General features: G+C 66.4%; 21 protein-coding genes. 10 read left to right on the plus strand and 11 right to left on the minus strand.

All coding sequences use genetic code 11. The annotated features are described in order from the left end of the window. The first annotated feature begins 9 nt into the window (after positions 1-9). The 4 genes from ACQY8M_RS10400 (at position 10) to ACQY8M_RS10415 (ending at position 5,381) form a co-directional block, all read left to right on the plus strand. Positions 10-1,314 (plus strand): NtaA/DmoA family FMN-dependent monooxygenase, encoded by a 1,305-nt coding sequence (locus tag ACQY8M_RS10400; protein WP_428671565.1) that lies wholly within the window; start codon positions 10-12, stop codon positions 1,312-1,314. Between the two features lie 5 nt (positions 1,315-1,319). Continuing rightward, positions 1,320-2,627 (plus strand): NtaA/DmoA family FMN-dependent monooxygenase, encoded by a 1,308-nt coding sequence (locus tag ACQY8M_RS10405; RefSeq protein ID WP_428671567.1) that lies wholly within the window; start codon positions 1,320-1,322, stop codon positions 2,625-2,627. Position 2,628: 1 nt separating this feature from the next. After that, the gene (locus ACQY8M_RS10410; protein ID WP_428671569.1) at positions 2,629-3,936 is read left to right on the plus strand and encodes an NtaA/DmoA family FMN-dependent monooxygenase; all 1,308 of its coding nucleotides are present in this window, start codon (positions 2,629-2,631) and stop codon (positions 3,934-3,936) included. A gap of 140 nt (positions 3,937-4,076) precedes the next feature. Next, positions 4,077-5,381, plus strand: coding sequence for an NtaA/DmoA family FMN-dependent monooxygenase (locus ACQY8M_RS10415; protein WP_428671571.1), 1,305 nt, complete (start codon positions 4,077-4,079; stop codon positions 5,379-5,381). An 89-nt stretch (positions 5,382-5,470) separates the two neighbouring features. Here the strand turns inward: ACQY8M_RS10415 and ACQY8M_RS10420 are convergent, their stop codons facing one another. From ACQY8M_RS10420 to ACQY8M_RS10445, 6 genes are all read right to left on the minus strand, one after another. Next, on the minus strand, positions 5,471-6,334 hold the full coding sequence (locus ACQY8M_RS10420; RefSeq protein ID WP_428671573.1) for an ABC transporter permease: 864 nt from the start codon (positions 6,332-6,334) through the stop codon (positions 5,471-5,473). After that, the gene (locus ACQY8M_RS10425) at positions 6,331-7,251 is read right to left on the minus strand and encodes an ABC transporter permease (protein ID WP_428671575.1); all 921 of its coding nucleotides are present in this window, start codon (positions 7,249-7,251) and stop codon (positions 6,331-6,333) included. Before ACQY8M_RS10425 ends, ACQY8M_RS10420 begins: the two co-directional genes overlap by 4 nt. 10 nt (positions 7,252-7,261) lie before the next feature. Continuing rightward, on the minus strand, positions 7,262-8,758 hold the full coding sequence (locus ACQY8M_RS10430) for an ABC transporter substrate-binding protein (RefSeq protein ID WP_428671577.1): 1,497 nt from the start codon (positions 8,756-8,758) through the stop codon (positions 7,262-7,264). 22 nt (positions 8,759-8,780) lie between these two features. After that, positions 8,781-9,749: an ABC transporter ATP-binding protein gene (locus tag ACQY8M_RS10435; RefSeq protein ID WP_428671579.1), complete on the minus strand. Its 969-nt coding sequence runs from the start codon at positions 9,747-9,749 to the stop codon at positions 8,781-8,783. Next, a complete protein-coding gene (locus tag ACQY8M_RS10440; protein WP_428671581.1) occupies positions 9,743-10,717 on the minus strand; it encodes an ABC transporter ATP-binding protein in 975 nt (324 codons plus the stop codon). Before ACQY8M_RS10440 ends, ACQY8M_RS10435 begins: the two co-directional genes overlap by 7 nt. A gap of 88 nt (positions 10,718-10,805) precedes the next feature. Continuing rightward, complete coding sequence (locus ACQY8M_RS10445) at positions 10,806-12,422, minus strand: AMP-binding protein (RefSeq protein ID WP_428671583.1); 1,617 nt, start codon at positions 12,420-12,422, stop codon at positions 10,806-10,808. Positions 12,423-12,533: 111 nt separating this feature from the next. Here ACQY8M_RS10445 and ACQY8M_RS10450 point away from each other — a divergent pair, with 111 nt between their 5' ends. After that, positions 12,534-14,207: an N-acyl-D-amino-acid deacylase family protein gene (locus ACQY8M_RS10450; protein WP_428671585.1), complete on the plus strand. Its 1,674-nt coding sequence runs from the start codon at positions 12,534-12,536 to the stop codon at positions 14,205-14,207. A gap of 97 nt (positions 14,208-14,304) precedes the next feature. Here ACQY8M_RS10450 and ACQY8M_RS10455 read toward each other — a convergent pair whose 3' ends face one another. Next, on the minus strand, positions 14,305-15,498 hold the full coding sequence (locus ACQY8M_RS10455) for a glycosyltransferase family 61 protein (protein ID WP_428671587.1): 1,194 nt from the start codon (positions 15,496-15,498) through the stop codon (positions 14,305-14,307). 114 nt (positions 15,499-15,612) lie between these two features. Then, positions 15,613-17,175, minus strand: a complete 1,563-nt coding sequence (locus ACQY8M_RS10460; RefSeq protein WP_428671589.1) for a GMC family oxidoreductase — start codon at positions 17,173-17,175, stop codon at positions 15,613-15,615. Between the two features lie 44 nt (positions 17,176-17,219). On the opposite strand from ACQY8M_RS10460, the gene ACQY8M_RS10465 reads away from it, so the two are divergent. Genes ACQY8M_RS10465 through ACQY8M_RS10480 form a run of 4 tightly spaced genes read left to right on the plus strand, consistent with a single transcriptional unit; the run spans position 17,220 to position 21,601 of the window. Next, positions 17,220-18,092, plus strand: coding sequence for a 3-keto-5-aminohexanoate cleavage protein (locus ACQY8M_RS10465; RefSeq protein WP_428671591.1), 873 nt, complete (start codon positions 17,220-17,222; stop codon positions 18,090-18,092). A 13-nt stretch (positions 18,093-18,105) separates the two neighbouring features. Beyond that, positions 18,106-19,251, plus strand: a complete 1,146-nt coding sequence (locus ACQY8M_RS10470; RefSeq protein ID WP_428671593.1) for a Gfo/Idh/MocA family protein — start codon at positions 18,106-18,108, stop codon at positions 19,249-19,251. Between the two features lie 2 nt (positions 19,252-19,253). Continuing rightward, positions 19,254-20,285, plus strand: coding sequence for an LLM class flavin-dependent oxidoreductase (locus tag ACQY8M_RS10475; protein ID WP_428671595.1), 1,032 nt, complete (start codon positions 19,254-19,256; stop codon positions 20,283-20,285). A 2-nt stretch (positions 20,286-20,287) separates the two neighbouring features. Then, positions 20,288-21,601, plus strand: coding sequence for an amidohydrolase family protein (locus ACQY8M_RS10480; RefSeq protein WP_428671597.1), 1,314 nt, complete (start codon positions 20,288-20,290; stop codon positions 21,599-21,601). Positions 21,602-21,629: 28 nt separating this feature from the next. Here ACQY8M_RS10480 and ACQY8M_RS10485 read toward each other — a convergent pair whose 3' ends face one another. The 3 genes from ACQY8M_RS10485 to ACQY8M_RS10495 form a co-directional block, all read right to left on the minus strand. Further along, positions 21,630-22,694: a hypothetical protein gene (locus ACQY8M_RS10485; RefSeq protein ID WP_428671599.1), complete on the minus strand. Its 1,065-nt coding sequence runs from the start codon at positions 22,692-22,694 to the stop codon at positions 21,630-21,632. A gap of 61 nt (positions 22,695-22,755) precedes the next feature. Next, positions 22,756-23,838, minus strand: a complete 1,083-nt coding sequence (locus ACQY8M_RS10490; protein ID WP_428671601.1) for an LLM class flavin-dependent oxidoreductase — start codon at positions 23,836-23,838, stop codon at positions 22,756-22,758. Positions 23,839-23,845: 7 nt separating this feature from the next. After that, positions 23,846-24,736 (minus strand): alpha/beta hydrolase, encoded by an 891-nt coding sequence (locus ACQY8M_RS10495; RefSeq protein WP_428671603.1) that lies wholly within the window; start codon positions 24,734-24,736, stop codon positions 23,846-23,848. 528 nt (positions 24,737-25,264) lie between these two features. On the opposite strand from ACQY8M_RS10495, the gene ACQY8M_RS10500 reads away from it, so the two are divergent. Next, on the plus strand, positions 25,265-26,830 hold the full coding sequence (locus ACQY8M_RS10500; protein ID WP_428671605.1) for an AMP-binding protein: 1,566 nt from the start codon (positions 25,265-25,267) through the stop codon (positions 26,828-26,830). The last annotated feature ends 111 nt before the right edge of the window (positions 26,831-26,941 follow it).

Consider the following 26,941-nt stretch of genomic DNA (forward strand, 5'->3'; position numbering starts at 1 on the left):
GCGCGTTCCTTGGCCAAAAAACCTTTCCACCTCGCCTGGTTTTTGTCGCAGGGATACGGCCCCAAGAGCTGGCTTTCGGACTGGCCGGGCAGCGACCTCGCCCGCTGGATGATGCCCGATCTCTTCATCGACCTGGCGAAGGGGCTCGACCGCTGCTGCTTCGACTACATGATCATCGAGGATTCCTCGATGGTGCCGTACACCTACAAGGGCTCGCACGATACCTACCTGCAATACGCCGCCAGCACGCCCAAGCTCGATCCCGCCGTGCTGGTGCCGTGGCTGGCGCAGCATACGAAGCATCTCGGCCTCGTGCCGACCCTCTCCGTGACCGAATATCCGCCGTATCTGCTCGCGCGCCTCGTGAACTCGCTCGATCACGTCACGGAAGGTCGTGTCGGCTGGAACTGCGTAACCGGCAGCAACGACGGCGCCGCGCAGAACTACGGACGCGACAAGCATCTGCCGCACGACGAGCGCTATGACCTGGCCGACGAATTCGCCGATGTGGTGACGCGCCTCTGGGAAGCCTGGGAGCCCGATGCGGTGGTGCTCGACCGCGAGACGCCGATGTTCGCCGACGGTTCGAAGGTTCATCCGATTCACCACGAGGGCAAGTATTTCAAGGTGCGCGGACCGATCAATGCGCCGCGAGGGCCGCAGGGACGGGTGCCGATCGTGCAGGCCGGGGGCTCGCCGCGCGGCCAGCAGTTCGCCTCGCGCTGGGCCGACACGATCATCACCGACGGCGGCAGCAGCATCGCCTCGATGAAGGAGTATCGCGACACGGTGCGCCGAAAGGCGATCGAGAACGGGCGCGATCCCGACCGCATCAAGGTGCTGTTCCTCGCCTATCCGATCGTCGACACCACGATGGACGCCGCGCGCGAGCGGCGCCGCCTCGAGCAGGCCGGCTCCGAGAAGCTCATGGAGCGGGAGCTGTCGACGATGTCGCGCCTGACCGGCATCGACTTCTCCCGCTTCCCGCTCGACGAGCCGCTGCCGGAACTCACCACCAACGGCCACCAGTCCTCGCTCGCCAGATGGATCGGCAAGACGCCGCGCGAGCTGGTGCGGACCATGACGAGCAAGGACGGCATCGACTTTACCGGCACGCCCGACCACGTGGCGGGCATGATGCAGGAGATCATGGAAGAGGTCGGCGGCGACGGCTTCCTGATGTTCAACGCGCATTTCGACCGGCGCTACATCATGGAAGTGTGCGATGGTCTGGTGCCGGAGCTGCAGCGCCGCGGCCTCACGCGCAAGGCCTATGCGCACAAGCACTTCGCCGACAATCTGATGGAGTTCTAGTCTCGATGCCGAAGCGTATGTTCCACCTCGCCTGGTTCCTGTCGCAGGGTTATGGCCCCAAGAGCTGGCGGTCCGATTTTCCCGGCACAGACATCGCGCGGTGGATGATGCCGGATCTGTTCGTCGATCTCGCGCAGGGCATGGACCGCGCCTGCTTCGACTACATGATCATCGAGGATTCCTCGAACGTGCCCTACACCTACAAGGGCTCGCACGACACCTACCTGAAGTACGCAGCCTCGGCGCCGAAACTAGACCCGGCCGTGCTGGTGCCCTGGCTGGCGCAGGCGACCAAGACGGTCGGCATCGTGCCGACGCTGTCGGTCAGCGAGTATCCGCCGTACCTGCTGGCACGCCTCGTCAACACGCTCGACCACACGACGGAGGGCCGCGTCGGCTGGAACTGCGTCACCGGCAGCAACGACGGTGCCGCCCAGAACTACGGGCACGAGAAGCATCGGCCGCATGACGAGCGCTACGACGTCGCCGACGAATTCGCCGACGTGGTGACGAAGCTATGGGAGGCGTGGGAGCCCGACGCGGTCGTCCTGGACCGCGAGAAGCATCTTTTCGCCGATGGCAGCAAGGTTCATCCGATCCATCACGAGGGCAAGTATTTCAAGGTGCGCGGACCGATCAACGCACCGCGCGGACCGCAGGGACGCGTGCCGATCTGCCAGGCTGGCGGCTCGCCGCGCGGGTTGGAGTTCGCCTCGCGCTGGGCGGACACGATCATCACCGAGGGCGGCGGCAGCGTCGCCTCGATGAAGGCCTACCGCGAGACCATTCGTACGCGTGCCCGGGCGATGGGGCGCAATCCCGACGACATCAAGGTGCTGTTCCTCGCCCATCCGATCGTCGACACGACGATGGAGGCGGCGCGCGAGCGCCAGCGGCTCGAGGGAGTGGCGGCCGAGGCGCATGTCGAGATGCAGCTCTCGAGCATGTCGCGGCTCACCGGCATCGATTTCTCCAAATTCGACCTCGACCAGCCGCTGCCGTCGGACTTGACGACCAACGGCCACCAGTCCGCCCTGGCCAAGTGGATCGGTCGGACGCCGCGTTCGCTGGTGCGCAGCTACGCCCGCAAGGACGGCATCGACTACACCGGCACGCCCGATCATGTCGCGGGCATGATGCAGGAGATCATGGAGGAGGTCGGCGGTGACGGCTTCCTGATCTTCAACAGCTACTTTGACCGGCGCTACGTGATCGAAGTCTGCGACGGGCTGGTGCCCGAGCTGCAGCGCCGCGGCGTCACGCGCAAGGCCTACGCCCACAAGCACCTCAAGGACAATCTGCTGGAGTTCTGAGTTGGCGAAGCGTCCTTTTCATCTCGCCTGGTTCCTGTCGCAGGGCTATGGGCCGAAGAGCTGGCGATCGGTATGGCCGGGTGCGGACGTCAATCGATGGATGATGCCCGACATCTTCATCGATCTCGCCAAGGGGCTGGATCGCGGCGGCTTCGACTACATGATCATCGAGGATTCGTCGAACCTGCCTTACACCTACCAAGGCTCGCACGACACCTATCTCAGGTACGGCGCCAGCACACCCAAGCTCGATCCTGCCGTCTTGGTTCCCTATCTCGCCGCGCACACCAAGCATCTCGGTCTCGTGCCGACCCTGTCGGTGACCGAGTATCCGCCCTACCTGCTGGCGCGGCTGGTGAATTCGCTCGACCACGTCACCGAGGGCAGGATCGGCTGGAACTGCGTCACCGGCAGCAACGACGGCGGTGCGCAGAACTACGGCCGCGAAAAGCAGGTGCCGCACGACGAACGCTACGACGTCGCCGACGAGTTCGCCGACGTCGTGACGCGGCTTTGGGAGTCCTGGGAGCCGGACGCGGTGGTGCTCGATCCAGAGCAACCGATGTTCGCCGACGGCAGCAAGGTGCACGCGATCCATCACGAGGGGAAATACTTCAAGGTCCGCGGGCCCCTGAACGCCCCGCGCGGACCGCAGGGCCGGGTGCCGATCGTGCAGGCGGGCGGCTCGCCGCGCGGCCAGCAGTTCGCCTCGCGTTGGGCCGACACGATCATCACCGACGGCGGCGGCAGCGTCGCCTCGATGAAGGCCTATCGCGACGACGTGCGCAAGTGTGCGGTCGAGCTCGGCCGCGATCCCGACCGCATCAAGGTGCTGTTCCTCGCCAACCCGTTCGTCGACACGACGATGGAGGCGGCTCGCGAACGCCGGCACCTCGACGAGATCGACGCCGAGAAGCACGTCGACATGCAGCTCTCGGGCATGTCGCGCATCACCGGCATCGATTTCTCCAAGTTCGATCTCGACCAGCCGCTGCCACCGGCGCTCCAGACCAACGGCCATCAGTCGTCGCTCGCCAAATGGATCGGCAAGACGCCGCGCGCGATCGTGCGGTCTTACAGCCGCAAGGCCGGCTTCGACTTCACCGGCACGCCGGACCATGTCGCCGGCATGATGCAGGACATCATGGAGGAGGTCGGCGGCGACGGCTTCCTGCTGTTCAATGGCTATTTCGACCGCCGCTACATCATGGAAGTGTGCGACGGGCTGGTGCCCGAGCTGCAGCGCCGCGGACTCACCCGAAAGAGGTTCGCGCACAAGCACTTCATGGACAATCTGATGGAGTTCTAGCACCCCGTCGTCCCGAGCGGAGCGAAGCGAAGTCGAGGGACCTGTTCATCCCGGCAGGGATGAGGAGGTCCCTCCACTTCGCCTCGCTCCGCTCCGGTCGGGACGACGGGGTGTGCACTTAAACGAAGCTAGGAAAGACGATGAAAGACCATTTCCACCTCGCCTGGTTCCTGTCGCAGGGCTTCGGGCCGAAGACCTGGCGTTCGCAATGGCCGGGCAGCAGCAGCGATCTCCAGCGCTGGATGATGCCGGACCTTTTCATCGACCTCGCCAAGGGGCTCGACCGCTGCTGCTTCGACTACATGATCATCGAGGATTCCTCGATGGTGCCGTACACCTACAAGGGCTCGCACGACACCTATCTGAAATACGCGGCCAGCTCGCCCAAGCTCGATCCGGCCGTGCTGGTGTCCTATCTCGCCCAGGCGACCAGGACGGTCGGCCTCGTGCCGACGCTGTCGACCAGCGAATACCCGCCTTACCTGGCGGCGCGGCTGATCAACACACTCGATCATGTGACCGAGGGCCGGATCGGTTGGAACTGCGTGACCAGCAGCAACGACGGCGCAGCGGAGAACTACGGCAACGAGGCGCAGCGGCCGCACGACGAGCGCTACGACGTGGCCGACGAGTTCGCCGAGGTCATGACCGGGCTGTGGGAAGGATGGGAGCCGGATGCCGTGGTGCTCGATCGCGAGAACCACTTCTTCGCCGACGGCAGCAAGGTCCATCCGATCAACTTCGAGGGCAAGTACTTCAAGTGCCGCGGGCCGCTCAACGCGCCGCGCTCGCCGCAGGGCCGGGTGCCGATCTGCCAGGCCGGCGGCTCGCCGCGCGGCCAGGCCTTCGCCTCGAAGTGGGCTGACACGATCATCACCAATGCGCTCAGCGTCGAGGGTATGAAGAAGTTCCGCGAGGACGTGCGCCAGCGCGCGATCGGCTGGGGCCGCGATCCCGACAGCATCAAGGTGCTGTTCCTCGCCTATCCGATCGTCGACACCACGATCGAGGCGGCGCGCGAGCGCCGGCGGTTGCTGGCGGAAGAGGACGGTCGCCATCTCGACCTCAACCTGTCGGGCCTGTCGCGGCTGACCAACATCGACTTCTCGAAGTTCGACCTCGACGAGCCGCTACCGGCAAGTCTCACCACCAACGGCCACCAGTCCTCGCTTGCCAGCTGGATCGGCAAGACGCCGCGCACGCTCGCCACCGGCAACAGCCGGCAGGGCATCGAGCTTGTCGGTACTTCCGACAGCGTCGCCAGCCGCATGCAGGAGATCATGCAGGAGGTGGGCGGCGACGGCTTCCTGATCTTCAACACCTATTTCGACCGCCGCTACGTGATGGAGATCTGCGACGGGCTGGTGCCAGAACTGCAGCGCCGCGGCCTGGTGCGCAAGGCCTATGCGCACAAGCATCTGCGCGACAACCTGCTGGAGTTCTGACCGCTCATCGTCTTCCGGACCGCGAGCGTCCCGCTCGCTCATGAGCTTGAGCGAGCGGGACGCTCGCGGTCCGGAAGAGCCTGAACCTGTTACCGACTCACCATCCGCGGGTCGTAGTGCTCGCGCAGGCCGTTGCCAAGCATGTTGACGCCCCACACCAGCAGGATGATCGACAGGCCGGCGAAGTTGGCGATCCACGGCGCAATGAACAGGCGGGTGTTGCCCTCGGCCAGGATGTTGCCCCAGGTCGCGGCCGGTGGCGGCAGGCCGAGGCCGAGGAAGGACAGCGCGGTCTCCTGCAGGATCATCTGCGCGACCTGCAGCGTCGCCACGACGATCAGCACCGGCGCGACCTGCGGCAGGATGTGCCGGCGCATGATGTAGCGATCGTTGCCGCCGTACAGCGTCGCCGCCTCGACGAACGGCCGCTGCTTGAGGGTGCGGGTGAGGCCGAAGACGACGCGCGCGTAGACCATCCAGCGCGAGAAGCCGAGCACGATGATCAGGTTCAGCGCGTTGCCGCCGAGCGCTGCCGCCATGAGGATGGCCAGCAGGATGTCGGGAAAGGCCATCTGAGCATCGGCGAACCGCATGATCGCCTGCTCCGTGGCACCGCCGCGCAAACCGGCGATGATGCCGGCGACGGTGCCGATCAGCGCCGACATCAGCATCGAGGCAACGCCGACGAGGATCGAGAGGCGCGAGCCGTAGATGAGGCGCGACAGCAGGTCCCGGCCGTAGTTGTCGGTGCCGAGGATGTGTCCGGCCACGGCCTTCTCCGACCAGAATCCGGGCTTGAGGCGGGCCATCAGGTCCTGTTGGTAGGGATCGTAGGGCGCGATCAGCGGCGCGAAGACGGCGCAGAACACCGCCAGCACGAGAACAATGCCGCCGACGGTCATCTTGAACCGCTTGCCGAATAGGGCGCGCTTTTTCTTTTTCGTCTTGATCAAGCGCGTCGAATCCTTGGATCTATCAGCATCTGAAGCACGTCGACGGTGAGGTTGGCGAGCGCAATGGCGGTGGCGATGAAGAACACCGCCGCCTCGACCACCGGCACGTCGCGATTGGAGATGCTGCCGATCAGCAGCCGTCCGACGCCTGGCCAGGCATAGATCGTCTCGGTGATGATCGAGCCTGCCATCAGCGTGCCGACCTGCACGCCGAGGAAGCTCAGCACGGGATTGACCGCGTTGGGAAGCACGTGGGTGAAGAGCACGCGTTTGCGCGACAGACCCTTGGAGCGGCCGGTGACGACGAACTGCTCGCTCATCAGCTCGAGGATCGAGGTACGGGTGATCAGCACGAAATTGGGCAGCAGGATGGTGGCCAAGGTGACTGCCGGCAGCACGAGATGGCGCGGCTCGCCGTAGCCGGAGGTCGGCAGCCAGCGCATCTGCAGGGCGAAGAACTCGATCAGCAGCATGCCGAGCCAGAACGACGGCATGGATTGGCCTGCGACGGCGATCGAGGAGATGATCGCGTCGGCGGCGCGGTCGCGCCACACCGCGCAGACGATGCCGCCCAGCACGCCCAGGAAGACGGCGAGGCCCAGGGCCGTGCCGGCGAGCTGCAGGGTCGCGCCGACCCGTCCCCAGACGACGGCGGAGGCGGAGTTGTTGAACTGCAGCGATTCGCCGAAGTCGCCCTGCAGCAGGTCGCGCAGGAAGATCAGGAACTGGATCGGGATCGGCTCGTCGAGATGCAGCCGCTTGGTCAATGCCGCGACCTGCTCGGGCGTCCGGTTGATGTCGAGGAAGATGTCGACCGGGTTGCCCGTCAGGCGCAGCACGACGAAGGTCGCGAAGGCGACCAGCAGCAGGGTGACCGGCAGGAAGGCCAGCCGCCGCAGGATGTAGCCGAGGATCAAGGAACGGCCGCTACTTGGTCAGCTCGACCTGGGAGAGGCGCAGGACCTTGTCGGCGGCGGCGCCGAAGCCCTTCACGTTCTTGGTCACGCCGTAGATGCTGGGCAGGCCGAACAGGAAGATCGACGGGTTCTCCTTGTAGGCCAGCGCCGCCATCTCGTGATAGAGCTTCACGCGTTCCTTCTCGTCGTTGGTCGAGCGCGCGGCGAGGAACAGCTTGTCGTATTCCTCGCTGTTCCAGTTCGTGCGCTTGCCGGCCTTGGTGTACCAGACGGTCGCGAAATCGGCGTCGCCGAGGCTGTACCAGCCGACCATGTACAGCGGGCCGAACTTCATCGCGTTGTTCATCTGCTGGAAGACGCCGCCCTCGACGATGTTCACCGTCGCCTTCACGCCGATCTTGTTCAGCATGCCGGCAATCGCCTGGCAGATGTCGGTGTCCGATACGTATTTGCCGTTCTGGGTCGTGATCGGCACGGGCGTATTGAAGTCGTAGCCCGCCTCCTTGAGCATCTGCCGGGCCTTTTCCGGATCGAAGGGCCGCGCCTTCAACGCGGGATCGAAGCCCAGCACGCCCTTGGTCAGGACCTGGCCCTGCAGGACCTCGGCGTGACCCTTCAGGATCTGCTTGAGGATCAGCTCCTTGTCGATCGCAAGGTCGAAGGCCTCGCGGACCTTGACGTTGTCGAAAGGCTTGATCGTTGGATCGAAGGTCAGCACCAGCCCGGCCGTGGTGCCGATCTCGTCGATCCTGGCACCCGAGCCGGTGACCTGGTCGAGCAGGTCGATCGGCACTTCCTCGATGATGTTGGTTTCGCCCGCCATCAGCGCGGCCACGCGGGTCGAGCCATCGGGAATGGTGCGGATCACGATCTTGTCGACCTTGGGCGCGCCGCCCCAGTAGTTCTTGTTGGCCGTCAGCACGTAACGATCACCCGGCACCCACTGCTGGAAGACGAACGGTCCGGTGCCCATCGGCTTGGCCGTGAAGCCGTTGACGCCGACCTTCTCGACATAGGCCTTGGGCTGAATGATGATGTCCGACAGGCCGCGCAACAGCGTCGGGAACACCGCCTTGGTCTTGATGTCCACGGTGTATTTGTCGACGGCGGTCACGCTCGCAATCTGGTTGATGCGGGCGGCCATCGCATAGGCGCTCTGCGGATCGAGGGCGAAGTTGAGCGTGTAGACGACGTCGTCCGCGGTGAAGTCGGTGCCGTCGCTGAACTTCACACCCTGGCGCAGGTGGAAGCGCATGGTGAGCGGATCAATCTGCTCCCACTTCGTCGCGAGCCCGGGATGCAGACCGCTCTTGTTGTCGCGCAGGATGAGCGGGTCGTTGGTCTGCGTCATCAGGCTGAGCGAGGCGAAGGAGCCGGTGCCGGCGCGCAGGCTGTCGGGGAACACCGCGGCGGCGACGGTTAGCACCTTGTCGGCGGCGAGAGCGGGCTTGCCGAGTGCGAGCAACGGGGCAACGGCGGCGGAGGCGAGCAGGGAACGGCGCTTCATCGATATGTCCTCTAACGAATGACTAGTGGCTGGTGCGGACGAGATGGCAGGCGGAACGATGGCCGCCGCCGAGATCGGTCAGCTCGGGGTCGTCGGTCTGGCAGACCGGCATGACGTAGGGGCAGCGCGTGTGATAGCGGCAACCCGACGGCACGGCGCGGGCGCTGGCGACTTCGCCGACAACCTCGGTGCGCGCGCGGGCCTTGCCCGGCCGGTGTGCCGGCACCGCGCTCAGCAGCGCACGCGTGTAGGGGTGTTGCGGCGAGCGGTAGAGCGTGGCCTTGTCGGCGATCTCGACGATGCGGCCGAGATACATCACCGCGACCCGGTCGGCGACGTGGCGCACCACGCGCAGGTCGTGCGAGATGAAGAGGTAGGTCAGCTCGAAGTCGCGCTGCAGGCCGGTCAGCAGGTTGATGACCTGCGCCTGCACCGAGACGTCGAGCGCCGACACCGGCTCGTCGCACACCACGAAGTCGGGCCGCAGCGCCAGCGCTCGCGCAATTCCTATCCTCTGGCGCTGTCCGCCCGAGAATTCGTGCGGATAGCGCTCGGCATGCTCGGCGGCGAGGCCGACCAGCGGCAGCAGCTCCTGCACCCGCGCCTTGCAGTCGGCGGCGGAGGCGCCGGCGAGATGCATCGGCTCGGCAATCAGGGCGGCGACGGTCATGCGGGGATTGAACGAGCTGCCGGCGTCCTGGAAGACGAGCTGCATGCGCCGGCGCACGGTGCGCAGCTCCTCGGCGCCGAGTTCGGAGATCTCGGTGTTGTCGAAGCGCACGGTTCCAGCGGTCGGCTCGATCAGCCGCGTCAGCAGCCGGCCGGTCGTCGACTTGCCGCAGCCGCTCTCGCCGACCAGCGCGAGCGTCTCGCCGCGCTCGATGGCGAAGGATACGCCATCGACCGCACGCACCTGTCCCGCCACCTTGTTCCCGAAGAAGCCGCCCATGATCGGATAGTGCTTGGCGAGATTGTCGGCGCGGATCAGCATGTCACACGCAGGCACGCAGCATCATGATTGTCGGCCAGCCGTGCGAGCGGCGGAGACTGGAGGCGGCAGGCGTCCCACGCATAAGGGCAGCGTGGATGGAAGGAGCAGCCGGACGGCAGGTCGAAGGGACTCGCGACATTACCCTCGATCGCCGGCAGCACCTCGGGGTCCTCATCGTCGAGCGGCGGCATCGAGCGCAGCAGGCCCTCGGTATAGGGATGGCCCGGTTTCTCGAACAAGGCCTCGACCGGCGAGCGTTCGACGGCGCGGCCGGCGTACATCACCATCACATCGTCGGCGAACTCGGCGATCACGCCGAGATCGTGCGTGATCAGCAGCACCGCCATGTGCAAGCTGCCCTGCAGGTCGCGCAGCAGCTCGAGGATCTGCGCCTGGGTCGTGACGTCGAGTGCCGTGGTCGGCTCGTCGGCGATCAGCAGCTTCGGGCCGCACGACAGCGCGATGGCGATCATGACCCGCTGACGCATGCCTCCCGACAGCTCGTGCGGATAAGCGCGCAGGATGTCCCTCGGCGAGGGGATGCGGACCAGCGCCAGCAACTCCTCAGCCCGTGCTCTTGCTGCGACGCGCGACAGGCCGAGCTGGAGTCGCAGCGATTCCATCACCTGATGGCCGATGGTGAACAGTGGATTGAGCGAGGCCATCGGATCCTGGAACACCATGGCGATCTCGCGCCCGCGCACCGCTTGCATGTCGCGTTCGCTCAAGCTGCCGAGGTCGCGTCCGGCGAACTGCACGGTGCCGGCGGTAACTTCCGCGGCATCTGGCAGGAGGCGCATCAACGCCATCGCCGTCACGCTCTTCCCGCTGCCCGATTCACCCACGACGCCAAGGGTCTTGCCCGGCTGGACGTCGAAGCTCACGCCGCGAACGGCCTCGAACGGTCCGCGGCGCGTATCGAACGCGACGGTGAGGTCGTGCACTGACAATAGTGGTGGATCAGCCATGCCCGGCTGCCCAAGCAAGAACTGCACCACGGTCGGGCGCAGCTCATGTTCCTGCCCGCGCTACGCGTGGGGAGGAAAGTGTTTGCCGTCAAGCCGACAGGCGCTGGCGCTTGAGGCGGATGCCGGCCTTCTCGCGATCCCACGTGTCGGCGGTGACGCCCTCGCTGCGCAGCAGGTGCTTCTGCACCTTCTGCGTCGGCGTCTTCGGCAGGTCCGGCACGATGCGGACGTAGCGCGGCACCATGAAATGGGCCATGCGAGGCGTTAGGAACGCGATGAGCTCGGCGGGATCGAGCGACGCGCCTTCGACCAGAGAGACTGCCGCGAGCACCTCTTCCTCGGCGAACTCGCTCGGCACGGCGACGGCTGCCGCTTCCTTCACAGCAGGATGGGCGCAGATTTCCGTCTCGACCTCGAAGGACGAGATGTTTTCGCCGCGGCGGCGGATGGCGTCCTTCATCCGGTCGACAAAGAAGAACTGGCCGTCCTCGCCGACGCGGAAGGCGTCGCCGGTATGGAACCAGCCGTTACGCCACGCCTTGGCGGTCGCTTCGGGGTTCTTGTAGTAGCCGTGATTCATCGCCCAGGGCCGGTCGGTGCGCACGATCAGCTCGCCGACTGCCCCTTGCGCGACCTCGCAGTCGTTCTCGTCGACGATCCGGGCGTCGACGCCGGGACGCGGCCGGCCGCAGGTGGCGAGCGGCGACGGATTCTTTTCCGACCGGATCGGCGTCGAGACCTCGGTCATGTTGAAGACGGTATAGACGTCGCATCCGAATCGCTTCGAAAAGGCAGCGGCATCCTCGCATAGCGGCACCATGATGGCGGTGGTGAGTGCATGGCTGCGATCCTGCGCGGCGGGCGGCTGCTTGACGAGGAAAGTGGCCATCACGCCCAGCAGCACGCAGGCCGTGGTGCCGGTCTCCGTGACGACCCTCCAGAAGGAGGCGGTGTCGAACGCCTCGACGATGGCGATCGAGCCGCCGACCGCGAGCATCGCATAGACCCCGGCCGTGCCGCCGACATGGAACAGCGGCAGGTTGACCATGAAGCGATCGTCTGCGCCAAGCGACGGGAAGGATTCGCCGCCCATCGTGTAGAGCTGCAGGTACGACGACATCACGCCCTTCGAGGGACCGGTCGTGCCCGAGGTGTAGACGATGCTTTGCATGTCCCACGGCGCAATCTCGCGCACCAGCGGCGGCAACTCGCCATCGGCAGGCTCGAGGACGTCGCGCGCGTACATCGCGAGGCCCGGAATGGCGGGCGCCACGCCATTCAGCACGACGGCCGTCGTCAGCGCGGCCCGATCGATATCCGCGAACCGGCCGACGAGATGGGCATGCGCCACGATCAGACGCGCATCGGAGTTCGCCACGACATGGGCGAGCACGCCGCCACGATAGGCGAGGTTGACCGGCACATAGACCGCGCCGAGGTAGTTCAGGCCGAACCAGATCCGGATCGCGTCGGGCCCATTGGGCAACCAGGACAGAACATTGTCGCCCTGACGCACGCCGAGCGCGGCGAGGCCGATCGCCGTCTGGCGTGCGATCGCCTGCGTCTGACGGTAGGTCCATTCGCTGCCGTCGGCGAAGCGCGCGAAGACCTTGTCCGGCATCGCCGCCGCGTGGCGATCGAGCAGCGGACGCAGCACGCATCGGTCGGCATCGGGCACGCGGGGGTCGAACCAGGAGCGGGACATGCTTTCCTCGGGCTGGCGGGGCAGTGCCGCATAGTGACGGCAGGCCCGCGCAGGGTCTATCGGCGCCAACGGTTGGGTAGTAGCGTGGTGCAATATTCCCGGGAGGAATCGATGAGCTACGACCTCGTGATCAAGAACGGCATGGTGGTCGACGGCACCGGTGCCAAGCGCTACCAGGCCGATGTCGCGATCCAGGACGGCAAGGTCGCCGAGATCGGCAAAGTGACGGAAGGCGCCAAGCGCACGATCGACGCCGACGGGCTGGTCGTGACGCCGGGCTTCGTCGATCCGCACACGCATTACGACGCGCAGATCTGCTGGGACGGCGCGGTGACGCCCTCGTCGTGGCACGGCGTGACCAGCGTGGTGATGGGCAATTGCGGCGTCGGCATAGCGCCCTGCAAGCCCGAGACGCGCGAGATCGCGATGAAGGATCTGGTGAATGTCGAAGGCATTCCCTTCGACGTGCTGAACAAGGGCATCACCTGGGACTGGGAAACCTTTCCCGAGTTCATGGACGCCGCCGCGGCGCGCAGGCCGTCGCTCAACCTGGCCTTCATCGCGCCGCTCACGCCTTTCCGTCATTACGTGATGGGCGAGGCGTCGATGGACCGCGCGGCGACGCCGGAGGAGACGGCGAAGATCGCCGCGCTGATCGGCGAAGCGGTCGACAAGGGCGCGCTGGGCTTCTCCTCGACCACGCTCAACCAGCACATGGGCTTCGAAGGCAAGCCGCTGGCCTGCCGCAACGCCAGCCGCGAGGAGCTGGCGGCTTATTGCCAGCAGCTCAAGAAGCGCGGCAAGGGTGCCATCGAGATCGCGCTGACCCGGCAGGTCGGCGTCCTGGAGCAGGACCAGTGCGAGCTGCTCGACTTTCTGCTCGACCAGAGCGGCCGCCCGGTAACCTTCATCGCCCTGTTCGATCGCGACGACATTCCCGAGGCGGTGCGCAACACGCTGAGGCTCGCCGCGCCGATGATCGCCAAGGGCGCGCGGCCGCAGACCTCGCCACTGCCGCTCACCCGCGAATGCACCATGGAGAACCCGTTCGCCTTCGCGGCGTTCCCGTCGTGGAAGCGCGTCTTTGCCGACACCAATCCGGAGGCGCAGAAGAAGGTCTATGCCGATCCGGCCTTCCGCAATGCGTTCCGTCACGACCTCAAGAATCCGACCGGCTTCAGCGACTGGCGCCGCATCGTCGTCCACGACGTCAAGAACCCCACGCTGAAGCATCTCGAGCGCAAGTCGATCGCCGAGGTCGCGAGCCTGCAGAACAAGGACGCGGTCGACGCCTTCCTCGACCTGGTCCTGGCCGACGATCTCAAGGTCGAGTTCACCATCTCCTCGTGGAACAGCCGTGAGGACCGCATGCGCGAGCTGCTCAACAACAAGTCGATCCTGATGGCGCTGGGCGACGGCGGCGCGCATGTCGACATGCTGTGCGATGCCGGCTACCCGACCTACTTGCTCGGCACCTGGGTGCGCGAGAAGGAGGCGATCACCCTGGAAGAGGGCGTGCGCAAGCTGACCTCCGATCCGGCCGACCTGTTCGGCCTAAAGGATCGTGGCCGCCTCGTGAAGGGCGCGCCGGCCGACGTGGCGATCTTCGACGCGGGCCGCATCGGCTCGAAGAACCACGGCGAGCGCCGCTACGACCTGCCCGGCGGCGCCAAGCGCATCGTCATGCCGTCGGCCGGTGTCGAATACACGATCGTCAACGGCGCGCTGACCTGGGAACAGGGCAAGCTGCATGACGCCAAGGCCGGCGTGGTGCTGCGCGGTTAGGCTCTGTTGCCATCTCGAGCGGAGCGGCGGGACCGCGGCTTCTAAGGTCCTTCTTTCGCTCGGACGAGATCCTCCGGATTCTCGGGGCGCTCCGTGCTTACTCTTCGATATTCTGACGGGGCATGTGTCGAGTCTCTTCGTCGGACCGAAAGAGTCTCGCGCGTTGCCGTATCGGAGGCAAAAGCTTCGATTCGCCACCGAAGCGGATAAGAGCGCCCTCGACTGCGTCCGGGTCCACGCACACGCCGCCTTCCGTCATTTCCGTCTGCGCGAGAAAGTATTCGAAGTCGAGCATCCGGGCATCGCGAGCGTAGAGCGGTGGCGTCAGGGGCACGCCGGATATCTCCAGCACCGCTCCGCCCTCCGGCATGAGGATCATGTTCGTCAGGCCGGCACCATGCATTCCGGCGATGACCGCTGCCGAGGTGAATGCTTCGAGCTGTGCCTGCGGAGACAGCGTCGACAGGGTCATGACTTCGAAGCCGTATCGAGCGAGCCGTTCCTGCAGGCTTTCCTCGTTGGCCAGCTCACGGTTGAAGGAGGTGTTCGTGCCGTCTTTCCGGGAGACATAGAGCTTGCGGCGAGGCCGCGGGTTGTGCGGAAAGGCGCGTGCCAGCTTGGCGCGCAGATGATCGAAGGCGGGCCGGCAGATGTTCGGCCCGTCCGCCGCCTTCCGTGGGATGATCGCTCGCGCAAGATGGACGATTGCGCCTTTCGGGTGACGAACCGCGCGCCTGCCAAATACCGCTCTCGACAGCACGGCCTGCATCTGGAACTCGGTCTTGGACATCAGTACCGGAAGCTTGGCATCGAGCTGTCGTTCTGCGGCTTCGAGACATAGCGAGCGGGCCAGGACATCGTGCACGAAATGGTAGAAGTTTTTATTGCGGAAGTTGGTGGCGACGAACATGGGTCCGTCCATCCGGACGACCGGATAGTCAGCCTCAATGTAGACCTTGTCCTCTACGGGGTCGTAGCGCGTATTGCGCGACAGGTGAGGGATTCGGTCGCGCCTCTTCCAATTCAGAAAGAGCATTTCGCGATAGAAGTAACGGTCACCAACCAGGACGGCGCCGTTCGGAAAGACATAGCAATCCTCGACGACCGCATATTCGGCGGGCAGGGAGCCGATGTCATGCGGAGGCCGCCAGGCTGCGGGGAGCGGCAGATCGATTTTCGAGCTGAGAATGAAGGGAGGCCCTGCCTCGGCGACGGTATGGACCTTGAAACCTTCCGAGCGGAGATCGGAGAAAAGCCCGTTTCTGACCGAGATGCCTTTGAGTGAAGCCATCCAGCGCTGTCCCCCTGCGGCATCTTGCGATCCAATTGCAGAGGGAATGTATAGATACACAAAGTGTGAGGGCAAGCATCAGTTCTGCCGCAATACTGACCTCAAAGGCGGAGGTCAGTGTGGGCCACGCTTCAGCGCATCCGCCATCTTCTCGGCGATCATCACCGTCGTGAAATGCGTGTTGGCGCGTACGACCGTGGGCATGATCGAGGCGTCGATCACCCGCAGGCCCGTGACGCCGATCACCCGGCAGTCGGGATCGACCACCGAGCGCGGATCGTCGGCGGCGCCCATGCGGCAGGTGCCGCTGGCATGCTGGGCGTCGGAGCATTCGGCGAACATCCAGTCGTCGAGCGCCTGCGGTGACAGCATCTCCTCGATCGAGAGGCCGGATGAGCCGTACTCGCCGCGGGTCGAGATCGCCCGCACCTCCGGATGCCGGCAGAGGTCGCGCAAGCGCTGCACGCCGTCGCGCATGCGGACGAGGTCGCTGTCGTCGGACAGCATGCGCTCATCGACCTGCGGGTCGATGGCGGCGTCGCGCGTCGTGATCCGCACCGTGCCTTCGCTGAAGGCCTGGAAGGCCGACACCGCGACGCGCGCTCGCGCGGTGCCGCCGTCCTCTGCCGGCCGCAGATTGCCGGCGATCACGATCATGTCGTTGGTTCCGGCGCCGGCGAGGTTCGACGAGTAGCGGATGCAGCAGTTAGTGTGGCGATGGGCGAGCGTGCTGGCCTGCGCGCCGTCCTTGAGGTCAAGCAGGACGCTCAGGATCGGGTGATCGAGCAGGTGCTGGCCGACGGGGCGGTCGGCAACGACCTTGATCCCGAGCTTGTCGAGCCAGCCCCGCGGGCCGATGCCCGAGCGCTGCAGCACCGCTGGCGAATGGATCGCGCCGGCGCACAGCAGCACCTCGCGCCGCGCCCGCACGCTGCGGCTCTCGCCGCCAACCGTGACCTTCACGCCGTTGGCATGAGCGCGATTGCCCTCGAATGTCAGGCTGTCGACGATCGCGTTGCCGACGATGGTGAGGTTGGACCGTCCGCGCGCCGGCTCGAGATAGCCGTCGTTGGTCGAGATGCGCAGGCCGGCGCGGCTGTTGATCGCGTAAGGGGAGACGCCGGTGCCTTCGGGCGCGTTGTGGTCGGGGCACCAGCCATAGCCGAGGGCGAGGCCGGCCTTCATCACCGCGCGGTCGACATGGCCCCACGCCTCGACCGGCGCGCGATAAACCGGGATGGGGCCGGTCTTGCCATGCCAGAGTTCATCGCCATAGTCGCCGTCACTCTCCAGCTTGCGGAAGTAGGGCAGCACGTCGTTCCAGCCCCAGCCCGCGGCGCCCTCGCGCGCCCAGTCCTCGAAGTCGTCGGGGATGCCGCGGATCGCGATCTGGCCGTTGATGGTCGAGCTGCCGCCGATCGCGCGGCCGCGCCACAGCAGCTTCGGTTCCTGCCGCTCGGTGCGCCGCGCCAGCAGCTTCGGATAGCGGTAGTTGTCGTCGCCGATGGCGCGAAGTGGGTTGGGGATGCGGATATGCTCGGGCGTCTCGGCGGTGCGGAAGTCGCGGCCGGCTTCGAGCAAAAGCACGCGGATCGCGGGCTCCTCGGTCAGTCGGGCTGCAAGCACGGCGCCGGCTGAGCCGCCGCCGATGATGACGAAATCGTACTCGGTTTCCATGCGGTGATCCTATTATCCGCAGTCCGTCCGGCAAAGGAGTCCCCATGCACAAGGTCTGGATCGAAGTCGCATTGAACGGCGCCTGGAACCGCAAGCTACAGCCGCTCCTTCCCGATACGGTCGACGCGATCGTCGCCGAGGGCATCGCCTGCGCTCGCGCCGGCGCGTCGATCATCCATACCCACGCCTTCGAGGACGGCACGCACACCTTCGACTGGCAGGTCTACGCCCGGATCATCGAAGGCATCCGCGCCAAGGTCGATGTGCCGGTCTATCCGTCCTACCCCGCCATTCCCGCCACCGGCATGACGCCCGCCGAGCGCTTTGCCCATGTCGAGGTGCTGGCCGAACGCGGCCTGATCGATTTCGCGGTGATCGATCCCGGCAGCGTCAACTTCACCACGACCACGGCGACGGCAACGACCAAGCCTGCTTTCACCTATCTCAACCCCGAAGCGCACGTGCGCTACGCCCTGGACTTCGCCGCGCGCAAGGGCTTCCACCCGGCCTTCGCGATCTACGAGCCCGGCTTCACGCGTGCGGGTGCTGCGCTTGCGCGGGCGACAGGCGTCAAGGCGCCGATCTATCGCTTCATGTTCTCCGACAGATTTGCTTTCAATTTTCCGCCGCGACCCTATGCGCTGGCCGCTCATCTCGCGCTGCTGGAGGAGGAAGCCGGCCCGGCACCATGGATGATCGCGGGTCTGGCCGTCGACGTCCGCCCGCTGATCGGCGAGACGGTGGCGCGCGGCGGTCACGTGCGCGTCGGCCTGGAGGATGCGCCGATGGGCACCACGATGAACAACCTCGCCTGGGTCGAGGACGCGGTGCGCCTGGTGCGTGCCGCCGGCGGGGAGCCGGCTACCGCGGCGGAGATGCGCGTGGCGCTCGCAGGTTCCTTAGTTCAAGCAAGGTAGAGGCGGGGGAAACATGGCGGACCGGCGAATCGGTATCATCATCAACGGCGCCACCGGGCGCATGGGCACGACGCAGCACATGGCCCATCTGCTGGCCATCGCCGCGGAGGGTGGGCTTAAGCTCAAGAATGGCGATCGCCTGATCCCCGAGCTGATGCTGGTCGGGCGCGATGCCAGGCGGATGGCGGCGCTGGCGGCGGCGCACGGCAACCAGCGCTGGACGACGAACCTCGACGAGGCGCTGGCCGGTCCTGACCGGATCTTCATGGATTGCTCTGCCACCGGGGGACGGCCGGAGCGGGTACGCAAGGCGATCGCAGCGGGCAAGCACATCCATATCGAGAAGCCGACGGCGCCGACCGTCGAGGAGGCGATGGAGCTGGCGCGGCTCGCCGACAAGGCCGGCCTCAAGCACGGCGTCATCCAGGACAAGCTCTTCCTGCCCGGCTTCGCCAAGCTGCTGTTCGTCAAGAACTCTGGCTTCTTCGGCCGCATCCTGTCGGTGAAGATCGATGCCGGCTCGTGGATCTTCGACGGCGCGACGCAAGAGTGCCAGCGGCCGAGCTGGAACTATCGCAAGCGCGACGGCGGCGGGCTGGCGCTCGATATGATGGCGCACTGGCGCTACATGATCGACCGGCTCGTGGCGCCGGTCACCGCCGTCAGCGCGCTGATGAGCACGGCAATGCCCGAGCGGGTCGACGAGGCAGGCCAGCGCTACACGGTCGATGCCGAGGACACCAACTATGCCCTGCTGCAGATGCAAGGCGGCGCCATCGGCGTGATCCTGAACAGCTGGGCGACCCGGCCCCGGCGCGAGGACACGATGATGGTGCAGATCGACGGTAGCAACGGCTCGGCCGTTGCCGGCCGCTTCCGCTGCTACACCCAGTCGGCGGTGAACACGCCCGAAGCCTTCATCAAGGCCGCGGTACCCGGAGGCGTCGACCTGATGGCGCACTGGCAGGAAGTGCCCGACGCCATTCCCGTCAAGCCTCCGTTCCGCCAGTGCTGGGAGCTGTTCCTGCGCCATGTCGGCGAGGACGCGCCCTATCTGCCGACGCTGATCGAAGGCGCCAAGGCGGTGCAGCTCGCCGATCTTGCCTATCGCAGCTTCGCTGAGCGACGCTGGATCGATGTCCCCGAACTGAGGCTCTGACCATGGCCCGCAAACCGCTCCGCCTCGGCGTCGCCTACGACTTCCGCAATCCGCCGGAGTCGGGCCTCAGCCACCAGGCGCTCTACGCCGCGATCATGGACCAGGTGGCCTGGCTCGACGGACTCGGGCTCGATCTGGTGTGGTTCACCGAGCATCATTTCGTCGACGACGGCTATCTGCCATCGTGGATTCCCGTCGCCGCGGCGATGGCGGCGCGGACCACGCATGTGCGCTTCTCGTGCGATGTCTGCCTGCTGCCGTTCAACCATCCGGTCCGGCTCGCCGAGGATCTCGCGGTGCTCGACAACATCAGCGGCGGCCGGGTCGAGATGGGCGTCGGCATGGGCTACGCGCCGCACGAGTTTCGCGGCTTCGGCATGCCGGTCTCGCGCCGCGTCTCACTGACTGACGAGGGGATCGAGGTGCTGCAGCGCGCATTCACCGGCGAAAAGTTCAGCTTCGAAGGCAAGCGCTATAATTTTCAGGACGTGAAGATCACGCCGGGCTACGTCCAGCCGGGCGGCCCGCCGCTCTGGATCGCCGCGATGGCAGAGGCCGGCGCGTTGCGCGCCGCGCGCTTCGGCACCAACCTGCTGCCGCAAGGGGAGCGTGCACGCTCGCTCGATCCGTGGCTGGCGAAGCTCGCGGAAGAGGGACGCGATCCGACGGCGCATCGCATCGGCATCATCCGTTCCTGCCTCGTGACCGACGACCGCGAGCGCGACTGGGCCGCGGTGCGGGTGGCCGAGCGGCGGCGCATGGAGATCTACAACAAGTTCCGCGCCGAATCGGGCGGTCACGGCGGCGTCGCCGGCATCGCCGAGGCCGAGCGCATCCCGCAGACCTGGGTCGTCGGCGACGCCGATCATTGTGTCGCCGAGCTCTCGTCCTTCATCGAGCAGTACGGCTTGACCGACATCGTGAGCTGGGCGGTGCCGCCCGGCATGCGGCCGGACGAGATGAACCCCAGCCTCGAACGCTACGCCCGCGATGTGGCGCCGCGCCTGCGGGCGCGTTTTGCAGGAGTGGAGTAGCCATGGCCAGGAGAACGATCATCACCGGCGCCGATACGGTGACCATGGAGCCGGCGCTGGGCGACTTCCCTTCGGCCGACATCCTGATCGAGGACGGCGCGATCATGGCCGTCGGGCCATCGCTCGATGCCGGGGATGCCGAGCGGATCGACGGCACCGGCATAATCGCCCTGCCGGGCATCATCGATGCGCACACCTGCCTGTGGCAGACCGTCCTGCGCGGCTATGTGCCGGATTTGTGGCCCGGCACCTACAACACCAAGCTGCTGCCGCTGCGGCGGCACTATACGCCGGAGGACAATTTCAACGCCGCCTATGTCGGCGCGTATGAAATGCTGTCCTACGGCACGACGACGGTCGTCGACTATTGCCACGACATCAGCGGCCCCGACCATGCGCCGCACTCGATCGAGGCCTTGAAAACGACCGGCATCCGGCACCTCTTCACCTATTCCTTCATGACGTTCGAGCCGGACAATTTCCCGATGACGGCGCGCTACGAGGATGCGCGGAGGATCTACGACAAGTTCCACGATCCCAATGGTCTCACCACGATCGGCTTCGGTGTCGATTCGATCGGCGGGCCGCATCTCGCCCAGCAGCTCGCCTTCTCGCGGACGCTGAAAGCGCCGAGCTGCATCCACGTCAACGAGACCGGCACGATCGCCAGGCTGCACGCGGACGGCCTGCTCGGACCGGACTTCCTGGTGATCCACGGCAACCTGATCACCAATGCCGAGCTCGACCTGATGGCCGCGGCGCGCATGCCGCTCTGCTTCACCCCGACCGCCGACACGCAAGGGACGCCCGCCGACGTCGTGCGCCGCGCGCACGATCGCGGCGTCGACGTGGTGTTCGGCTGCGACATCCCCTGCTCGATCGCGTCGGACACGCTCGGGCAGCTGCGTGTGATGTTCAACGTGCAGGGCTTCCTCGACGGCGCCATGGAGCGGAGCTTCGCGACGGTGATCGGCCGCCGGCCGACGGTGCGGCCCGGCTTGCCGCTGTTGACGCCGCGCAAGCTGATCGAGACGGCGACCATCACCGCGGCCCGTGTCCTCGGCCTCGATGACCGGATCGGCTCGCTGACGCCCGGTAAGCGGGCCGACATCGTGCTGATTCGCAAGGGGCCGTTCGGCGGCTCGGCCGTGCCGGACGCCTGCGCCCACGTCCTGCTGCAGACCAGCCCGCGCGACATCGACACCGTGATCGTCGACGGGGAGATCCGCATGCGCGGCGGCGTGCTGGCCGGCTTCGATGCCAGCCGCGCGGCCTCGATGATCCGCGCGTCACGCCAGCGGATCCTGGCCGCTTAGAGTCCAATCCGTGGTTCCCGGCGCGCGATCAGAAGTACCGCGCGCCGCGAAGGCTGATGAGCTGGTCGAGATACTGGTCGGCGGCGCTGAGACGGTACTCCAGCTTCGTCTCCCACGACTTCGCCTGGTAGAGCTGTAGCCCCGCCTCGACATTGGCCAGGACGCTCTGGCCATAGGCGGTGCCCGAGAACCGCGTGGCGCCCACCGTGCCGCTGATGTTCGTCGAATTGTCGGGCAGGAAGGTCGCCCCGCCGGCCAGATACGGCCGCAGGACGAGCGCGCCGATGTCGTGGCGAGCGCCGATCTCGAGCATGGGCGTGATAACAAGGAGCGCCTTGCTGATCGGATCGACCGTCACTGCCCGGCCCTGCCCCTGCTCGCGAAGCGCCGATCGGCTGGTCAGCTGCAGGCCGGTCTCGAGGGACGGGCGCAGGTACACGGAGTCGAGCGGGATCTGGTACGCGCCGCGCACCATCGCGCCCAGGCCGAACGTATAGACGGCGCCGGTCATCGCAGCCGTCCCCCCGCCCGGCAACTGCACCGGCCAGTTGTTCCAATCGGTCCGGGTCGACAGCACGAAGGAGCCGGAGAAGAACCAGGGTCCATCGACGCGCTTCAGGACGGTCCCCGCGCTGAACGATCGACCGACGCTCGACGGCCCCGAGGACATTTGCGCCGATGTCGCCGTCGTGCCCACGCCGCCGCCCACGAACCAGCCCGGTCCGAATTCGAATTGGCCCGCACCGCGCCAGTCCACAGCCTGCGAGGTCGTCGACCCCTGCGTGGCCGCCTCGCCGGTGACCTTTGTCCAGGCACAGGATGTCTCGCCCAGCAGGGTGCCTGGCCCGACGAACACCGGGCAGCTTCGCCCGAAGGTGGCCAGAATATTCATCGGATTCTGGTTGGCGATCGACAGCACGGTGGTCGCCGCCTGGCCGAAGGCCGTAATCTGGGCAAGGGCAACCGATTCGAAGTTGAAATCGGTGTCGATGACGGTCGATCCGCTGGATTGCGCGCTCGCCGGCCTCAAGATCGAGCCGACGGTCAGAAGGGCGGCCACGATCAGGCCGAGCGCCATGTTTGCCTTGTTCAAGGTCTCCCCCAAGCCCGGGAGGCTTTCGCTCCGCTCTCGTCGCGCCACGCCGCCGCCGTGTTCAATAACGCGCGATCACTTGGTCGGCAAAGTCCTTCAGGTTGCGGCGCGCTTCGGCCATCGCCGGCAGCAGCGTGATCTCGTTCAGCCCCATCGCCTCGCGCTCGCGCAGCATGGCGATGATCTCGTCCGGCGTGCCGACCAGCCCGCCGGTCGCGCGGATCAGGTCCTCGGTGATGAAGCGGCGCTCCTCCGGCGGCAGGAAGGCGCAATGGCCGAGATGGACCTGCTGGTAGCGCTTGGCCGGCGGCGTCTCCATCTTCTCGGTGAAGGCGAGATACTCGTCCCACAGGTTGCGGCAGCGCTGGGCGACCGTGCTGGTGTCGCCGTCCTTCTGATAATACTCCCACCAGTAGTGAAGCGTCGCGGCAGCCATCGGGCCGATCTCGTCGATCACCCGGTCGGAGGTCATGCTTTCGCCCGGCCGCAGCACGCAGGCATAGCTCAGCGCCGCAGTATGGAAGTCGTTGGGAAACTCGCGGCCGACAGCGGACGCCCCCTGGCGCATCGTCTCCAGGCTTTTCTGCAGACGCGCGCGAGTCTGATTGTGTGAGCAGACGCGGCCGTCGCCGTAGGCGCCGGCGGTCTTGAGCGCGAGCGGACCGTCGGCGGCGACGTATATCGGCACCGGATGCGCGACATCGATGAAGCCCCGGTCGGGATGCAGGAAACGGATCTCCTGCCGCTCGCCGTTCAGCTCGTACTCGACCTCCTCGCCATGCAGTAGCGCCCGCAGAACGCGGAGATACTCGCGGAAGGCGCCCGCTTTCATCGGATCCTGGCCCATCACGCGCATCGCGGTGTGGCCGGTGCCGATGCCCAGGAAGGTGCGGCCCGGTGCGAGCTGGTTGATCGTGGCGATCGAATGCGCCGCGACGGGGGCCAACCGCACGGGCGCGACCGCGACGCCCGTGCCGAGCCGGATGCGCGAGGTGTTGGCGGCAGCCAGCGCCAGTACGGCATAGGCGTCCGAGTAGAGCATCTGCGAATCGGCCGCCCAGGCGCAGTCGTAGCCCATCGTCTCGAGGTCGACGAAAAGCTGCCAGTCCGTGACGCGTGGGGCGACGGTGACGCCGAATTTCATGGCGACCTCAGACCGTGCGGCTACGGATGAAGTTGCCGATCTCGAGGCAACCGTCACGACCCTCCGAGAGGATTGGCGCGAATAAGGGAAAGACGTGCACCATGTTCGGCCAGATCGCCAGCTTCACGTCGACGCCGGCCGTGTGGAATTTCTCGGCAATGCGCGTTGCATCGTCGAGCAGCGTCTCGGCCGTGCCGACCTGGACGAGGATCGGCGGCAGCCCTTTCAGGTCCGCGTACAGCGGCGCCGCTAGCGGCGTCTTCGCGTCCTTGCCGCCGAGATACATGCCGGCCATCCAGAGCAGCCCTTGCTTCTGCACCATCGGATCCTGCGCGGCGCGTCCGGCGATGCTGGCGCCGAGACCTTCGAGATCGACCCAGGGCGAGATGGCGACGGCGCAGCCGGGCAGGCCGAGCTTCAGGTCGCGCAGATTGACCAGGGTGGCGATCGTGAGGCCGCCACCGGCCGAATCGCCCGCGATCGCCATGCGCTTCGGATCGAGACCCTGCGCCAGCATCCAGCGCCAGGCCGCGGCCGCGTCGTCGACCGCGGCCGGGAAGGGATGCTCCGGCGCGAGCCGGTAGTCGATCACCAGCACCCGTGCGCCCGAGGCCGCCGAGATGTCGTAGGCGAGCCGGCGATGGGTGTTGAGCGAGCCGATGGCATAGCCGCCGCCATGCAGGTACAGCACCGCGCGTTCGGCGTCGATGCCCGGCGCGGCGACCCACTCGGCCGGCACGCCGCCGGCATCGACCTTCTCGCACCTGGCGTCCGGTGCGCCGCCCAGGACGCCCGCCATCTTCTCGAAGCCGATGCGGGACTCGCCGACGTCCGGCTTCTCGGGGGCCGGCCGTGAACGCAGCAGGGTAACGAGGCTGTCGAGCTGGGCAACGGTCATCGTAAGGCGCTCCTCCAAGCAGATATCTTCCGCACATTTCGACCCTCTCGCGACGGAAGATCAAGGCGGAGCGTAGAGGTTTTCCGGTCAGCGATGCGCGCCAACCGAACAGGAGCGCCGCTTTTCGCGGGATCGGACCGCCGGTCCCGGAGTTCGGTACTGCAACAAGGAAATCGCGATAGTTCCAGGCAAGCAATGACGCGCGCTCCGGGCGCCTGCGCATCTAGAGTTGTTGCCGCAGCAGCGAGTACCCGAGTTTCGTCGGCTATCGCCCGCCCGTCGTCGTGGCGTCGATAGAGGAGGCCCATCCCGTGTTCGACCATACCGAATCGGTCTTCGAGCCGGCCTAGCACACCGCGAGCCGGCGCATGTCGACCTCCGGGCCCCGCGCAACAACCTGGTGACATCGCTCAAGCGCGACGTTGCGCCTTGGACGAGCGAAGTCATGGCCAGCCGTCGCCGAAGAAGCCAAGCTGGTCCCGAAAGGCCACCGAACCCAAGTAAGGCAAGTTCCGGGAGGAAACGACAATGAACAGCAGCATCGCACAGGCGCCCACCGTCGTGACCATGACCTTGCGGGCCTTGGCACGTTTTCCCGACCGACGGGCGTTCGTGTGGGATGGCGGCAGCCTGACCTATGGTGCCACCTACGCGCTGATCGGCCGTCTGCAGGCAGGCATGGCGGCGGCCGGCCTGCGCAAGGGCCAGACGGTGGCACTCCTCAGCGCCAACAGCGCGGAGACCTGGTGTGCGGGCGTTGCTGCGCAGGGACTCGGGCTGGTGATCACCTGGCTGCATCCGCTCGGCGCCCTCGACGATCATCTCGACGTCATCGAGGACGCCGATGTCGATGCGCTGGTCGTCGATCCGAAGACGCATGCCCAGCGCGGCGGCGAGCTCGCGGTGAAGGCGTCCGATCGCCTGAAGGTCGTGTTCACCATGGGCAAGGCCGACTTCGGTCGCGATCTGCTCGCGGCGGCCGAGAAGATCGGCGAGGCGAGCCCGGTCAATCTCGCGTCGGCCGGCGACTATGCGATCATCAACTACACCGGCGGCACGACCGGCAAGTCCAAGGGCGTGATCCGTCGCCACCAGGCCAGCGCCGACGGCGTGCTGGCAGTTTCCGCCGATTTCGAGTTCCCCGCCCGCCCGCGCTACCTCGCGGCGGCGCCGATCACCCACGTCTCGGGCACCAAGGTATTGCCGTCGTTCCTGCGCGGCGGCGAGGTGCATCTCCTGAAAGGCTTCGATCCCGGGAAGTTCCTCGCCACCCTCTCGCGCGAAAAGATCAACCTCACGCTCATGGTGCCGACCATGATCTACGTGATGCTCGACCATCCTGGGTTGGACCAGACCGACCTCTCCTCGCTCGAGCTGCTGCTGTACGGCGCCTCGCCGATGTCGCCGACGCGGCTGGTCGAGGGGCTGGAGCGGATCGGGCCGGTGTTCAGCCAGCTCTACGGCCAGACCGAATGCTATCCGGTGAGCGTGCTGCGCCGCGAGGACCACGATGCGAGGCGGCCCGAGCTGTTCGCCTCGTGCGGCTTCCCGCTCTCGTCATGCTCGGTCAGCCTGCGCGACGAGGACAACGAGGAAGTGAAGCCGGGCGAAGCGGGCGAGATCTGCCTGCGCTCGGCTCATTCGATGGAGCGTTACTGGAAACGCCCCGAGCAGACCGAGGAGACCTTCAAGGGCGGCTGGCTGCACACCGGCGACATCGCGCGCGCCGACGAGCGCGGCTATCTCTACATCGTCGATCGCAAGAAGGACATGATCGTCAGCGGCGGCTTCAACATCTTCCCGCGCGAGGTCGAGGACGTGATCTCCTCGCATCCCGATGTCGCGATGGTGGCGGTGATCGGCGTGCCGCACGAGAAGTGGGGCGAGGCGGTGGCTGCGCTGGTCGTGCCCAGGCAGGGCGCTCGGCCGGAAGCGGAAACCCTCATGCAGCTGGTGAAGGATCGCAAGGGCGGCACCCATGCGCCCAAGCAGGTAGAATTCGTCGACGCGCTGCCGCTCACCGCCGTCGGCAAGGTCGACAAGAAGGTGCTGCGCGCCCGGTACTGGGCCGGGCAGACGCGAATGGTGGGGTGAGAAGTATGCCGTCCAAGCTTGATCATTGCTGGGAGAGCGGCTCTCCAGAGCCGCTCATGCGGTATCGGACGCCGAAGAAGAGCGGGTCTGGAGACCCGCGCTCCCAGCAGG

The sequence above is a fragment of the Reyranella sp. genome, from assembly GCF_965279465.1.
Lineage (GTDB): Bacteria > Pseudomonadota > Alphaproteobacteria > Reyranellales > Reyranellaceae > Reyranella.